1 protein-coding gene is annotated in these 503 nt (G+C 74.4%); it reads right to left on the minus strand.

Going from position 1 to position 503, the window contains the following annotated elements; all coding sequences use genetic code 11:
* A partial coding sequence (locus GH736_RS24305; protein WP_203230959.1) for an alanine racemase occupies positions 1-503 on the minus strand: 503 nt, incomplete at both ends.

A 503-nucleotide genomic window follows, 5' to 3' on the forward strand; every position in this document is an offset into this window, starting at 1 on the left:
ACGAGGCTCCCGTGCCCGCGTCGACGCGACGCACCGCCGCGACCCGGGTGCGCAACGTCATGGCCGGGGTGAGCCCGAGGTCGGCGGCGGTCGTGCCGTCGCCGAACGGCGTGAGCCCGTACGTGCCGATGCCGATGCGCACGACGTCGTAGCGCGAGCCCTGGTCGCGAATGGCCTGCTCGGAGGAGGCGATGTGCCGCACCTCGGGCTCCAGGCCGGCCCGTTCGGCCTCGGCGAGGGCCCGCTCGAAGGCGGCGAGCTGAGCGGCATCGACCTCACGGGAGGTGTTCGCGAAGTGGCTGAAGACGCCCACGACGGTGATCGCGCCCGCGTGCTCGAGCTCGGCGGCGCGAACGACGACCTCGTGCCACTCGGACTCGGGCACGCCGTTCCGGCTGAGCCCGGTGTCGATCTTCAGGTGCACGCGCGCGGGTCGGGGTGCGGCGGCGGCGACACGCTCGAGCTGGTCGGCGCTCGAGACGCCGATCTCGACGCCGGCGGCG

The sequence above is a fragment of the Agromyces humi genome (assembly GCF_009720255.1).
Lineage (GTDB): Bacteria > Actinomycetota > Actinomycetes > Actinomycetales > Microbacteriaceae > Agromyces > Agromyces humi.